The organism is Streptomyces sp. NPDC048420 (assembly GCF_040651535.1).
Taxonomy (GTDB): Bacteria; Actinomycetota; Actinomycetes; order Streptomycetales; family Streptomycetaceae; genus Streptomyces.
This window is the reverse complement of sequence record NZ_JBEZKG010000003.1, coordinates 1-12,304: the sequence shown is the minus strand read 5'-3', so window position 1 is coordinate 12,304 and position 12,304 is coordinate 1. Positions and strand designations below refer to the sequence as shown.

The 12,304-nt window shown below is 72.0% G+C and carries 12 protein-coding genes; 7 read left to right on the top strand and 5 right to left on the bottom strand.

Annotated features, from left to right (window positions below; all coding sequences use genetic code 11):
- The first annotated feature begins 124 nt into the window (after window positions 1-124).
- Both AB0D34_RS05250 and AB0D34_RS05245 read left to right on the top strand, forming a co-directional pair.
- Complete coding sequence (locus tag AB0D34_RS05250) at window positions 125-1,513, top strand: AlkA N-terminal domain-containing protein (RefSeq protein WP_362657808.1); 1,389 nt, start codon at window positions 125-127, stop codon at window positions 1,511-1,513.
- Window positions 1,513-1,995 carry a methylated-DNA--[protein]-cysteine S-methyltransferase gene (locus AB0D34_RS05245; RefSeq protein ID WP_362656695.1) on the top strand — a complete coding sequence of 161 codons (483 nt, stop codon included), beginning with the start codon at window positions 1,513-1,515 and terminating at the stop codon, window positions 1,993-1,995. The genes AB0D34_RS05250 and AB0D34_RS05245 overlap by 1 nt, the downstream gene beginning before the upstream one ends.
- Here the strand turns inward: AB0D34_RS05245 and AB0D34_RS05240 are convergent.
- On the bottom strand, window positions 1,992-2,363 hold the full coding sequence (locus tag AB0D34_RS05240; protein WP_362656692.1) for a PPOX class F420-dependent oxidoreductase: 372 nt from the start codon (window positions 2,361-2,363) through the stop codon (window positions 1,992-1,994). The two genes, AB0D34_RS05245 and AB0D34_RS05240, sit on opposite strands and share 4 nt — an antisense overlap.
- A 78-nt stretch (window positions 2,364-2,441) precedes the next feature.
- A complete protein-coding gene (locus tag AB0D34_RS05235; RefSeq protein WP_362656690.1) occupies window positions 2,442-2,924 on the bottom strand; it encodes a DUF456 domain-containing protein in 483 nt (160 codons plus the stop codon).
- A 206-nt stretch (window positions 2,925-3,130) separates the two neighbouring features.
- On the opposite strand from AB0D34_RS05235, the gene AB0D34_RS05230 reads away from it, so the two are divergent.
- From AB0D34_RS05230 to AB0D34_RS05220, 3 genes are read left to right on the top strand one after another with little or no spacing between them, the layout of a single operon-like run.
- Window positions 3,131-5,365, top strand: a complete 2,235-nt coding sequence (locus AB0D34_RS05230; RefSeq protein ID WP_362656687.1) for a protein phosphatase 2C domain-containing protein — start codon at window positions 3,131-3,133, stop codon at window positions 5,363-5,365.
- A 54-nt stretch (window positions 5,366-5,419) separates the two neighbouring features.
- Entirely contained in the window at window positions 5,420-7,162 is a 1,743-nt protein-coding gene (locus tag AB0D34_RS05225; protein ID WP_362656684.1) for a pyruvate dehydrogenase, read from the top strand.
- Between the two features lie 31 nt (window positions 7,163-7,193).
- The gene (locus AB0D34_RS05220; protein WP_362656681.1) at window positions 7,194-7,562 is read left to right on the top strand and encodes a VOC family protein; all 369 of its coding nucleotides are present in this window, start codon (window positions 7,194-7,196) and stop codon (window positions 7,560-7,562) included.
- Here the strand turns inward: AB0D34_RS05220 and AB0D34_RS05215 are convergent.
- On the bottom strand, window positions 7,559-7,726 hold the full coding sequence (locus tag AB0D34_RS05215; RefSeq protein WP_362656678.1) for a hypothetical protein: 168 nt from the start codon (window positions 7,724-7,726) through the stop codon (window positions 7,559-7,561). The two genes, AB0D34_RS05220 and AB0D34_RS05215, sit on opposite strands and share 4 nt — an antisense overlap.
- 743 nt (window positions 7,727-8,469) lie before the next feature.
- On the opposite strand from AB0D34_RS05215, the gene AB0D34_RS05210 reads away from it, so the two are divergent.
- Complete coding sequence (locus tag AB0D34_RS05210) at window positions 8,470-8,892, top strand: ATP-binding protein (RefSeq protein WP_362656676.1); 423 nt, start codon at window positions 8,470-8,472, stop codon at window positions 8,890-8,892.
- A 73-nt stretch (window positions 8,893-8,965) separates the two neighbouring features.
- Here the strand turns inward: AB0D34_RS05210 and AB0D34_RS05205 are convergent, their stop codons facing one another.
- Window positions 8,966-9,997 (bottom strand): DUF2637 domain-containing protein, encoded by a 1,032-nt coding sequence (locus AB0D34_RS05205; protein WP_362656673.1) that lies wholly within the window; start codon window positions 9,995-9,997, stop codon window positions 8,966-8,968.
- Window positions 9,998-10,310: 313 nt separating this feature from the next.
- Window positions 10,311-11,204, bottom strand: a complete 894-nt coding sequence (locus tag AB0D34_RS05200) for a (2Fe-2S)-binding protein (RefSeq protein ID WP_362656670.1) — start codon at window positions 11,202-11,204, stop codon at window positions 10,311-10,313.
- 173 nt (window positions 11,205-11,377) lie between these two features.
- On the opposite strand from AB0D34_RS05200, the gene AB0D34_RS05195 reads away from it, so the two are divergent.
- Window positions 11,378-12,169 (top strand): GntR family transcriptional regulator, encoded by a 792-nt coding sequence (locus AB0D34_RS05195; RefSeq protein ID WP_362656667.1) that lies wholly within the window; start codon window positions 11,378-11,380, stop codon window positions 12,167-12,169.
- Window positions 12,170-12,304 lie beyond the last annotated feature (135 nt).

The following is a 12,304-nucleotide window of genomic DNA, read 5'->3' as shown; positions in this document are numbered from 1 at the left end:
GGTCTTTCAGGGGCGCCGTTCGCGCAGTTCCCCGCCCCCTGAAAGACCCCGCACCCGCCCACGAACCGCCGTGTCCGATTTCCGCCAGCAGTACACCCGTGCACGGCGGAGACTGGATGGCGTGATGGACGAAGACACCAGGTACGAAGCCGTACGCAGCCGGGACGCCCGGTTCGACGGGGAGTTCTTCTTCGCTGTCGAGACGACCGGGATCTACTGCCGGCCCAGCTGCCCCGCGGTGACCCCGAAGCGCCGCAACGTCCGCTTCTACGCGACGGCCGCCGCCGCGCAGGGCTCGGGTTTCCGGGCCTGCCGGCGGTGCCGTCCGGACGCGGTGCCCGGTTCCGCGGACTGGAACGTACGGGCGGACGTCGTGGGCCGGGCGATGCGCCTGATCGGCGACGGAGTCGTCGACCGGGAGGGCGTCGCCGGACTCGCCGGCCGCCTCGGCTACAGCGCACGGCAGGTCCAGCGCCAGCTCACCGCGGAGCTGGGCGCGGGCCCCGTCGCGCTCGCCCGCGCCCAGCGGGCCCACACCGCGCGCGTCCTGCTCCAGACCACCGGCCTGCCGGTCACGGAGATCGCGTTCGCGTCGGGCTTCGCCAGCGTGCGGCAGTTCAACGACACGGTCCGGGAGATCTACGCCTCCACACCGAGCGACCTGCGCGTCGCCGCCCGCACCACCCGCCACGCGGCCACCCCCACGGCGGGCATTCCGCTACGACTCGCTCACCGCGGCCCCTACCAGTCCGCCGCCGTCTTCGACCTGCTGGAACGCGAGGCCGTAGCCGGTATCGAGGAGGTGAGCGGGGCACCCGGGCGGCGCACCTACCGCCGCACCCTCCGCCTCCCGCACGGCACCGGCATCATCGCCGTCCACGAACGCCCCGGGACGACCGGAACCACCTCCGGCGCCAACCCCGGCGGCTGGCTCGACGCCCAGCTGCACCTCACCGACCCCCGCGACCTGACCACCGCCGTCGGACGACTGCGGCGCCTGTTCGACCTCGACGCCGATCCGTACGCCGTCGACGAACGGCTCGCCGCGGACCCGAGGCTCGCTCCGCTGGTCGCCGCCCGCCCCGGCCTGCGCTCACCCGGCACCGCCGACCCCGAGGAGTTCGCCGTACGGGCACTCGTGGGCCGCAGCGCATCCGAACGGCTCGTGCGGCGCTACGGCAAGACCCTGGACGCCCCCTGCGGAAGCCTCACCCATCTCTTCCCCGACCCGCACACCCTCGCTCAGGCCGAGCCGCCCGGACCGCTGGCCGCGCTCACCACCGCCCTCGCCGACGGCACCGTACGAGTGGATCCCGGCGCCGACCGGGACGAGGCGGAGCGTGCGCTGCTCGCGTTGCCCGGTCTGGACGGTCGTACCGTCGCCGTCATCCGCACCCGCGCCCTCGGCGACCCGGACGTCGCCCCGCCGGGAGCCGACGCCCCCGACAGCTGGCGCCCCTGGCGTTCCTATGCCTGGCAACACCTGTGTACAGCAGGAGAGTTGGAGTTCTGATGACCGCCTACTGGACCTCGATCGACAGCCCCGTCGGCGCCCTCCTCCTGACCGCCGACACCTCCGGCGCACTGACCTCGCTCTCCGTACCGGGGCAGAAGAACGGCCGTACCGTTGACGGGAGTTGGCGCCAGGACCCCGGACCCTTCCGGGCCGCCGAGGAGCAGCTCGCCGCCTACTTCGCCGGTGAACTCAAGGAGTTCGAGCTGGAGTTGAGCCCCGAGGGGACCGAGTTCCGGCGCCGGGTCTGGGACGCCCTCGACGACGTGCCGTACGGGGCGACCACGACGTACGGTGCGATCGCCGCGCGCGTCGGTGCCTCCCGGATGGCCGTACGGGCCGTCGGCGGTGCGATCGGCGCCAATCCGCTGCTGATCCTGCGCCCCTGCCACCGTGTGATCGGCGCGAACGGCACCCTGACCGGGTACGCGGGCGGCCTGGAGCGCAAGACCACGCTGCTCACGCTGGAAGGCGCCCTCTAGGAGTCGTCGAGACCCCAGCTGTGGATCCGCCGCGGATGGATGCGGATGACCTCCTCACTGAAGTGCGCGCCCAACTCGTGCGGACCGGTGAGGAGTTCCGCGTCCCCGCGGATGTCTATGCCGCGCACCCGCCACGGCCGCACGCTGACGACATCGTCGACGACCAGCGCGACCTTCGGGTTCTTCTGGAGGTTGCGCCACTTCTTGGTCCGGCCCATCGCATAGCCGCCGACCAGGATGGTGCCGTCGTCCTGCGGGAAGAAGCCGACCGGGTTCGCCTGCGGCTGCCCGTGCTGGTCGACGGTGGCCAGCCGTCCCAGCCGCTGGGACCTGAGATACGCGCGCTCGGCCTCGCTGAATTCGGTCATGGCAGCCACCCAAACACGCGCCGCGCCGCCCGCACATCGGATCGTCGACCTAGGTCTCCCTGGGGCCACGGCCCTACGTCAGCCCCACAGCACCGTCCCGAGCCACGCGCCCATGATCAGCAGACAGGTGAACAGCTCCGCCAGCACACTGGAGCCGCCCGAGCGCATCGCCGTACGCAGGGCGGCCTTCGCCTCGCCGTGCCGGCCCAGACGGAGTCGCTCCGAGAGGTAGATGCCGCCCATGAACCCGGGGATCGCACCGAGCACGGGGACCAGGAAGAAGCCGAGGAACGCCCCCGCTCCGGCGTACGCCCCCATGCGCGGGGTGGCCCCGCTCTCCCGCAGTCGCCGGGGTGGCAGCGCCCAGCGCACCACCTGGGAGAGGAACAGGGCGACGGTCGACCCCACGAGCACGAACCAGGCGACCGGCTGCGGATCCTTCAGCGCCCACCACAGGACCGCGGCCCACACGAGCCACGACCCCGGTACCCCGGGCACCAGCACTCCGACCAGGCCGAACAGCATGACCAAGCCGACCAGCAGGAGGTCCCACGCTCCCATTCGTCCAGGGTGCCGGACGGTGCCACGATGCGCAGGTCAGCGATGTTCGACCCGGCGGTTCTCCCGTGGGGGGTGGAATCGTCCGGCGACCTCTTTCGCCACACCAGTTCGACAGCTCACTCGACACGCCGTTCGACGCGCGCGGCCGCGCCCGATTTTCGGGATGCCCCGTTTTCATACGGCCCGCGCGGTGGACAATTAGGGGCATGAGCCAGCAGGGGGGAAGGCCCACCGGTCACGAGGACGACTGGTGGGGGCAGCTGTACGACTCCACGGACGACACGGGACCCACACCGGCCCCGGACTCCCTGGACGACCGCTTCGCCTCTGCGGCGGGGGCGGTGTCCCGCGACGGCTCCGGCGGTGCGGGCCGCACGGCCGAGGAGCCTGCCGCTCCTGCGGACGACGGGAGCGGGCGGACAGGGCCCGGCGGCACACGGCCCGGCTTCGACGCGGCCGCCGCGGGTGAACGCGGCCGTCGGTCCGGTCCCGGGACCGGAGTGCCCGCGCCTCGCTCGGGCTTCCCCGACGCGCCGGAGGATCCACCTCGTACGACTCCTCACGGGCCGCCCGCTCCACCCCCTCCGCGCTCGAGTCCGCCCCGCACCCCCTGGGATTCTCCGCCCGACGCGTCCGAGGGCCCCGTGGCCTACCCGCCCGGCCCCAAGCCCCCCGGTTTCGTCGAACGCACCCCCGAGGACCGCCAGGCGCCGCCATCGGGCAGTCGGGCGTCCACGGAGACACCTCCCGCCACGAGCGTTCCGTCCTCCCGGATGCGGTCCGACGTGCCGCCCCCGCCGCACTCCGCCCCACCTCCCCCCGCCGGCCCGCCCGGCGCCACTCCGAGGGACAGCGTGGACCCCGGTGCACGCCGCCCGGAAGACGACTGGTGGGCCACGGCCCCCGCCGCCCCCGAGACAGCCCCCACCCGGAACCCCCCTCCCACCGCCTCCCGCACCGGCCCCGGCTCCACCCAGCCCAACCCGACCGCAGAGCCCCCCGGCTCCCACCATCCGGCACCCCCTCCCACCCCGCAGAACGGCCCGAGCAGCCCCGGCCAGGCAGCCCCGACCACCCCGGCGCCCGGGCAGCGCGGCGACGGCGGCTCGCGGCAGGCGGGCCCGGTCGGTCCGGCTTCCGGCGGGCAGTGGGAAGACGACCTCCGGCAGGCGGACCCGGCCGCCCCGGCGCCCGGGCAGCGCGGCGACGGCGGCTCGCGGCAGGCGGGCCCGGTCGGTCCCGCTTCCGGTCGGCAGCGGGAAGACGACCCCCGCCAGGCAGCCCCGACCACCCCGGCGCCCGGGCAGCGCGGCGACGGCGGCCCCCCACGGACCGGCCCCGCCGCAGGCGGCTCCCCGCAGGACCATGACGGTGTCGAAGCCGGAAGAGAAACCGACCCCGACCTCACCCCCCGCTCCGCCCCCGCGCCGCAGGCACTCCGCACGGCCACCCATGTGGACCTCCCGACCCTCCCTCCCGTCCCCGTCGCCTTCGTCGGCTCCGGGCCCCCCACCTACGACGCCGAACCCACCGCCCTCCCGCCCGCGGACCCCGACGAACTCGACGACCTGGTCGCGGACACCGTGCTGGACGGGGCCCGGTACGGAACCTGCACCCTGCGGGCCGTCTCCGTACGCGGGGACTCGGCCAGGTTCCGGGGTGAGCCCCGCAGGGACTCGCTGCTCACCGCCCGCTTCGGCACCGGCGACCAGGCGCTGATCCTGGTCGCCATGGCCACCGGCGCCCGCGCCACCCCCGGCGCCCACCGGGCCGCCGCCGAGGCCTGCCACTGGATCGGGCGGGCCGTGGGACGCAGCCACGCCCGGCTCGCGCAGGACATCGGCGCCGCCCGCCGAGGTGATCTGAAGTCAGGGCTGCACCGCCTCACCGACCGCAGTCTCGGCAAGCTCCGCGCCAGCGCCGCCGAACAGGGCGTCGACCCGGAGGAGTACGCCGCCACCCTGCGCTGTCTGCTCCTGCCCGCCGACCCCGACTGCCGGGTCCGGGTCTTCTTCGGCGTCGGCGAGGGCGGCCTGTTCAGGCTCCGCGACGGCGCGTGGCACGACATCGAACCCCGCATCACCGACATCACCGGCGAACCGGTCGTCGGCTTCGGCTCGCTCCCTTCCGAGACCCCCGAGGGCGACCGCCTCACCATGGACCTCGGCATCCCCACACCCCCGAGCCCCTACGAACCCGCCCCGGAGCCGTCCCGCCAACCCTTCCGCTTCCGCGCCTCCGTCGCCCGCCCGGGTGACACCCTCCTGATGTGCACCGGCGGCCTCGCCGAACCCCTGCGCGGCGAACCCGACCTGTGCGAGTACCTCACGGGACGGTGGTCGGGACCCCCACCCGGCCTCGCCGGCTTCCTCGCCGACAGCCAAGTCCGGGTCAAGGGATATGCCGACGACCGTACAGCCGCGGCGGTTTGGGAGGCGTGATCGCGGTCATTGTGGATTGATGGACCCAAGGAGACCGAAGGGGTGCATGGATCCATGGCCAAGCAGAACGTCGCCGAGCAGTTCGTGGACATCCTCGTCAAGGCCGGAGTGAAGCGCCTCTACGGCGTCGTCGGCGACAGCCTCAACCCGGTGGTGGACGCCGTCCGCCGCAACACCGCCATCGACTGGGTGCACGTACGGCACGAGGAGACCGCCGCCTTCGCCGCTGGCGCGGAGGCCCAGGTCACCGGCAAGCTGGCCGCGTGTGCCGGCTCCTGCGGGCCCGGCAACCTGCACCTCATCAACGGCCTCTACGACGCCCACCGCTCCATGGCCCCGGTCCTCGCCCTCGCCTCGCACATCCCCTCCAGCGAGATCGGCCTCGGCTTCTTCCAGGAGACCCACCCCGACCGGCTCTTCCAGGAGTGCAGCCACTACAGCGAGCTGATCTCCAGCCCCAAGCAGATGCCCAGGCTGCTGCAGACCGCCATCCAGAACGCCGTCGGCCGCTCCGGCGTCAGCGTCGTCTCCCTCCCCGGCGACATCGCCGACGAGCCCGCCCCCGAGAAGGCCGCCGAGACCGCCCTCGTCACCTCCCGGCCCAGCGTCCGCCCCGGCGACACCGAGATCGACAAACTCGTCGCGATGATCGACGCCGCCGACAAGATCACCCTGTTCTGCGGCAGCGGCACGGCGGGCGCGCACGCCGAGGTCATGGAGTTCGCGGAGAAGGTCAAGTCACCCGTGGGGCACGCCCTCAGGGGCAAGGAGCACATCCAGTACGACAACCCCTTCGACGTCGGCATGAGCGGCCTCCTCGGCTACGGCGCCGCCTACGAGGCCACCCACGAGTGCGACCTGCTGATCCTGCTCGGCACCGACTTCCCGTACAACGCCTTCCTCCCCGACGACGTGCAGATCGCGCAGGTCGACGTACGCCCCGAACACCTGGGCCGCCGCTCCAAGTTGGACCTCGCCGTCTGGGGCGATGTGAAGGAGACCCTGCGGTGCCTCACGCCCCGGGTGCAGGAGAAGACCAACCGGCGCTTCCTCGACAAGATGCTCAAGAAGCATGCCGACGCGCTGGAAGGGGTCGTCAAGGCGTACACCCGCAAGGTTGAGAAGCACGTCCCGATCCACCCCGAGTACGTGGCCTCCGTCCTCGACGAACTCGCCGACGACGACGCGGTGTTCACCGTCGACACCGGTATGTGCAATGTGTGGGCCGCCCGCTACATCACGCCCAACGGCCGCCGCCGCGTGATCGGTTCCTTCTCCCACGGGTCGATGGCGAACGCGCTGCCGATGGCGATCGGGGCGCAGTTCACCGACCGCAGGCGGCAGGTCGTGTCGATGTCCGGCGACGGCGGATTCTCCATGCTGATGGGCGACTTCCTGACCCTCGTGCAGTACGACCTCCCCGTGAAGGTCGTCCTCTTCAACAACTCCTCGCTCGGCATGGTCGAGTTGGAGATGCTGGTCGCCGGGCTCCCCTCCTACGGCACCACGAACAAGAACCCCGACTTCGCGGCCGTGGCCCGTGCCTGCGGTGCCCACGGGGTGCGCGTCGAGAAGCCCAAGGACCTCGCGGGGGCCCTGAAGTCGGCGTTCAAGCACAAGGGTCCGGCCCTCGTCGACATCGTCACCGACCCCAACGCCCTCTCCATCCCGCCGAAGATCAGCGCCGAGATGGTCACCGGCTTCGCCCTCTCCGCCTCGAAGATCGTCCTCGACGGCGGGGTGGGCCGCATGCTCCAGATGGCCCGCTCCAACCTCCGGAACGTGCCGAGGCCCTGAGAGGCGTCCTGTCGGGTGCGAGACTGGGCGGATGCCGGACATCGCTTTCACCGAAGTCGCGCCCGTCGTCCCCGTCCGCAGCCTTGACGCCGCCCTGGAGCGATACCGCCGTCTGGGCTTCGCCGCGCGCGCCTACGACGGTCCGGAGCGGTACGGCTTCGCCGAGCGTGGCGCGGTCTCGATCCACCTCAGCGAGTGGTCCGAGCACGACCCTCTCCGCACCGGAGCCGTCGTCTACCTCTACGTGAGTGACGCCGACGCCGTCCATGCCGAGTGGACGGCGTCCGGCGTCGAGGGCCGCTTCACCGAGCCGACCGACACGTCTTACGGGCTACGGGAGTTCACCTACGTGGACACCGACGGCACGGCTCACCGGGTGGGGTCCCGGGTCGTCGCCTAGCTGTCGTAGTCCACCCACGCGCGCTCGCCGGCGGTGTTCGTGCCGTACCAGTAGCGGGGCAGGCCCTTGATGCTCGTGGTGCGGAACGGGCTGAACGCCTGGGAGGACAGGACCAGCACCCTCGTCGTCGACATGACCCGCGGCAGCCACAAGATCTTCCACATCGGCAGCAAGGGCATCGGGGGCAAGTGACGGCGGATTCCGGCCAGTTTCCCGGCTGTCACACCCCTTCATCCCGTACGGCGGGAACGGCAGCCGGGAGTCGGCAGATCGGCCCATGCCCTGCGGTCAGGGTGTCCCGGAGTCACCTGGGTTCGTGGGCCCGCGGCACCGCCGGGTCGGCTGCCGCGCCCGGGAACGGAAGCACCGGCTCACGTCCCCCTGCCGACGGCGGGGGCGCAGGCCGTACAAGGGGTGTTCGGGGCGCCGTACGGTAGGCCCCTTGCCCGGAGGCCGGGGACCGGCACATGGGTTCGTGGACTTCACGACGCCCGTCCCAGCCCTCGCAACCCCGGCCGACCAGCGGCTTTCCTGCACCTTCCCGACTGTGAAGGGCTCTCGTGCAGCCCTTGGTGTGCGGCCCCTCGACAGTGGTTCGCAGGGCACATGCCATGCAGACGTGACCAGTGGCACAAGCGACGCGTATCGGGCGGTCCGTGCAGACCGTCGCCGGGCGGGGCACGGGGCCCGCCCCCTCCGCCGGGACGGTCGCGGTCGTCGCCGTCGGGGTGGCCGAACACCTGGTCGTTGATGATTCGACATGACTGTCGCATGAACTACGGGGCATGGATCCCCGTGAACGTGTTCGAGCAGGAGGGGAACCGACATCGGCACGCGGGCGGGGGTCATGAAGAGGCAGGCACGAGGAGGCGGTCCCACGGCAGTAGGGGCCTTCTCGGCACAGACCATGGAGGAGAAGGCCGAGGGCGCACCGGAGCAGGCGCGGTCGCCGCAGCTCCGGCGCAGACTGGAGCGGGCGGACCTGGGGGCCGTACCCGAGACACGCAGGGCCCTGCGCGAGTTGTTACGACACTGGGGGAGGCCCGGACGATCCGAGATAGCCGAACTGCTCACCAGCGAACTCGTCACCAACGCACTCGTGCACACCGACCACGACGCGGTCGTCACGGCCACGGTGGGGCCGCGGGCCCTGAGGGTGGAGGTGCGGGACTTCGTCGCCCGCAGACCCAGAATGCGCGTACCGAACGCCGATGACGGTACGCACGGCCGGGGCCTTGTCCTCGTCCAGTCCCTCGCGGACGCCTGGGGCGTACGAGTGCACGGCGTGGGCAAGGCCGTCTGGTTCGAACTCGACGCCGGAGCGGCGTGAACCAACGGAAGGGGGCGTGACCCGCGCGGTCACGCCCCCTTCCCGTGGTGCTGCCGGCCCTGGGGCCGCGGCCTCAGCCGAACTGCTGCTCAAGATCCTTGAGCTTGCGCTCCAGGGAGTCCAGGCGCGGCAACGCCATTGTGTCGTCCTCCGAAGTGAGGTCGACGGTCGACGAATCGGCCCCGCTGCGGACGGGTTGGAGCGAGGGCCGGTGCCGTACCGGCAGGGGCTCCGGGTTGGACATCGCGGGCTCCGCGGAGGCCCGCTCCAGGGCGGCGGCCTGCGGCGGCTGCTCCAGCTGGCGTCGGCCGGGGAAGCCGCGGTGGCCCCGGCTGATCGCCTTGAGCTGCGCGCGCTCGACCCGCTCCTGCTCACGGCGGCGAAGGCGGGCCGCCTCCTTCTGGCGCTTGTCCTCGCGGACCTCGTCGACCGCCTCGTCGAGGCTGCGCACGTTCTCGAGCAGCATCAGCGACCAGGCCTTGTACGTCTCACGCGGCGCCCTCAGCCAGCGCACCACACGGATCTGGGGCAGCGGCCGCGGCACCAGTCCCTGCTCGCGCAGGGCGGCCCGACGGGTCTGCTTCAGCGCGCGGTCGAACAGTACGGCCGCCGACAGCGACATGCCCGCGAAGAAGTGCGGGGCGCCCGCGTGGCTCAGACCCCTGGGTGCGTGCACCCAGTTGAACCAGGCCGCCGCACCGGCGAACGTCCACACGAGTATCCGGGAGCCGAGGGCCGCGTCACCGTGGCTGGCCTCGCGCACCGCGAGCACGGAGCAGAACATGGCCGCGCCGTCCAGGCCGAACGGGACCAGGTACTCCCAGCCGCCGGACAGGTTCAGGTTCTGCTGGCCGAAGCCCACCAGGCCGTGGAAGGAGAGCGCGGCGGCCACGGCCGCACAGCAGAACAGGAGGACATAGGAGGCGGTGCCGTATATGGCTTCCTTGCGCCTACGGCGCTCCTCGGTGCGCTCCCACGAGTCGTCTTTCGCGTGCTCCCCGCCGGACCGCTTGCTCCGCGCGAGCACCGCCATCGCCGCGAGCATGCCCAGGAGCAGTACGGCGCCCGGAAGCAGCCAGTTCAGCGATATGTCGGTCAGTCTCATCTGGGGTCCCTTGCATTGGGATAGGGCGTAACGCCCGCCATAGTGGCCCACTCCCACCGGCCCTCAGGGGGTTTCGGGGCAAGAGGCCGCCAAGGAAGTGCAAGGGAGTTGCCCAGGGCAGCGATTTGCTCGAACTGCCGCTTGAGGGGCGGGAGTTGAGTTCGAATAAGACTACCCGTACGGGTGGTTCCACGGAAAGTTCCTGCGCCGAGTGAGGAAGTTGTGAATTGCCTGTAACCGAACGGGCGTCCCAGTCGGCGTTGATCTTACGGGACGTGGAAACGGCGTGTGCGGCGGGGTCCCTGAAGGGGCCTCAACTGGCGGCGGCCGCCGTGAGCTTGGCGATCCTGACCGTCTCGCAGTTGCGCGGGCAGGAGGCGCAGGTGTCGTCCGCGTCCAGTGTGTAGTACATGCAGCAGCTCGCCCGGTCCCGGGTGGGCAGGGGTTCGCCGTTCGGGCCCGTGAGGACGCGGAAGGCCGGGGAGCCGACGTACGGCTTCGTCGTCCCGGGCAGCAGGAGGTCGAGCGCGTGCTCCGCCCGCTTCTTCTCGTGCTCGCCGAGGAGTTCGGCGACGTACCAGAGCCCCTCGACGATCTCGTCGGTCACCATGCCCCACAGGGCCCGGCCGCGACGGCGCATGCGCGGGCCGAAGGCGGCGAGCACGGGTTCCATGTGCTCGGCGATCGCCTCGCGGAGCTCGGCGCGCAGGGCGTCCTCGTCGGGGACCGGGCGGGCGTCGGGGTGGTCGGCCGCCGGGTCGTCCGGGAGGCAGGCGAAGGTGCCCGGGTGGACCGCGAAGGCCATCGGTCCCCGGGTGCGGTCGTACGAGACGTGCGTCACGGGATAGCGGGGCACCCTGCGGTGCAGGAACCACGGCGTGGTGAAGAGGAGACAGGCCGGCCAGGCGTAGCGGTGCAGACCGAAGCTCGCGATGACGTCCGGGCGGCCCTGCTTGCCGTTGTCCCTGAGGACCTGCTCGTCGTCCCAGGCGAGGAAGGTGTCCAGGGCGGTGGGGTCCTCCGCGAGGGCCGCAGTGGTGATCCAGCCGTCGGTGGTGGGGAGAGGGGTCCGGTGGGGCAGCTCCGTGACCGTCAGTGTGGGGAGGGCCTCGGCCATGCGCGCGTAGGCGGCTGTGACGGGCGAACGAGGGGTGGAGCGGGCGGCGGAACGGGCGGCGGAACGGGGGGCGGGCAGCGGTATGGGCATGCGGGGCCACCGATTCGCAGTCGTGGGCGCCTGAGGCGAGGTCAAGAGGTAAGGCTTACCTTACCCAAGATCGTCGGGATTTGAACTGAGGCGTTCTGCGCCTAAGGTGCTTGACGGGTGAGTAACAACCCGTCGTAATGGCCCCAAGTACCGACACGTCCGGAGGAGGACCCGTGAAGCAGGGTGCGCAGGGCTCCGCCGGGACGGGTGGGGTGGAGCGGGATGTGGCAGCGGTTCGGGTGCCGGCGCAGATGCGGGCGGCCGACGTGTCCCGGGCGCGGGTCGAGGCCGTGAGCGGGGTTCGGGGTGAGCACACCCACAGTGAGGTGCCGATTCCGCGGCCGGTGGTGCAGCGGGCCTCCGTGCGGGGGCAGATCCTCGACGCGCTGCGTACGGCGCTGGTGGCGGGGGAGCTGCGGCCCGGCGAGGTGTACTCGGCGCCCGCGCTGGGGGAGCGCTTCGGGGTGTCCGCCACGCCGGTGCGTGAGGCCATGCAGCAGTTGGCGCTTGAAGGGGCCGTCGAGGTCGTTCCCAACCGCGGCTTCCGGGTGGTCGAGCGGGGGGCCCGTGAGTTGGCCGAACTCGCCGAGGTGCGGTCGCTGATCGAGGTGCCGGTGATGCTGCGGCTGGCGCGGAGTGTGCCGGTCGAGCGGTGGGCCGAGTTGCGGCCACTCGCGGAGGCGACCGTGCGGGCGGCGTCGTCGGGGTGCCGGGCGGAGTACGCGGAGTCTGATCGGGCGTTCCATCGTGCGGTGCTGTTGCTTTCGGGGAACGAGCAACTGGTCCAGATCGCGGAGGACTTGCATCGGCGGTCGCAGTGGCCGTTGGTGGGGGGTCCTGCGTCGCGGGGGCGGGGGGATCTGATCGCGGATGCGGCGGAGCATGTGGCGCTGCTGGATGCGTTGATTGCGCGGGATGTGGATGTGGTGCGGGTGTTGGTGGGGGGGCATGTCGGGGTGGGCTGAGGTTGTGGGTTGTCTGCGGGGTGCGTGGGGGCTGGTGTTGTGCGCAGTTCCCCGCGCCCCTGGATGCCTGCGGCGGCCTGTTGCGGTTCGGTGGGGGTGTGTGTAGCGCGTGCGGTGTGTTGTGGGTCGGGGCCG

Coding starts and splice junctions, on each gene's coding strand:
- AB0D34_RS05250 (WP_362657808.1), top strand. CDS start 125: ATGGACGAAGACACCAGGTACGAAGCCGTACGCAGCCGGGACGCCCGG.
- AB0D34_RS05245 (WP_362656695.1), top strand. CDS start 1,513: ATGACCGCCTACTGGACCTCGATCGACAGCCCCGTCGGCGCCCTCCTC.
- AB0D34_RS05240 (WP_362656692.1), bottom strand. CDS start 2,363: ATGACCGAATTCAGCGAGGCCGAGCGCGCGTATCTCAGGTCCCAGCGG.
- AB0D34_RS05235 (WP_362656690.1), bottom strand. CDS start 2,924: ATGGGAGCGTGGGACCTCCTGCTGGTCGGCTTGGTCATGCTGTTCGGC.
- AB0D34_RS05230 (WP_362656687.1), top strand. CDS start 3,131: ATGAGCCAGCAGGGGGGAAGGCCCACCGGTCACGAGGACGACTGGTGG.
- AB0D34_RS05225 (WP_362656684.1), top strand. CDS start 5,420: ATGGCCAAGCAGAACGTCGCCGAGCAGTTCGTGGACATCCTCGTCAAG.
- AB0D34_RS05220 (WP_362656681.1), top strand. CDS start 7,194: ATGCCGGACATCGCTTTCACCGAAGTCGCGCCCGTCGTCCCCGTCCGC.
- AB0D34_RS05215 (WP_362656678.1), bottom strand. CDS start 7,726: ATGTGGAAGATCTTGTGGCTGCCGCGGGTCATGTCGACGACGAGGGTG.
- AB0D34_RS05210 (WP_362656676.1), top strand. CDS start 8,470: ATGGAGGAGAAGGCCGAGGGCGCACCGGAGCAGGCGCGGTCGCCGCAG.
- AB0D34_RS05205 (WP_362656673.1), bottom strand. CDS start 9,997: ATGAGACTGACCGACATATCGCTGAACTGGCTGCTTCCGGGCGCCGTA.
- AB0D34_RS05200 (WP_362656670.1), bottom strand. CDS start 11,204: ATGCCCATACCGCTGCCCGCCCCCCGTTCCGCCGCCCGTTCCGCCGCC.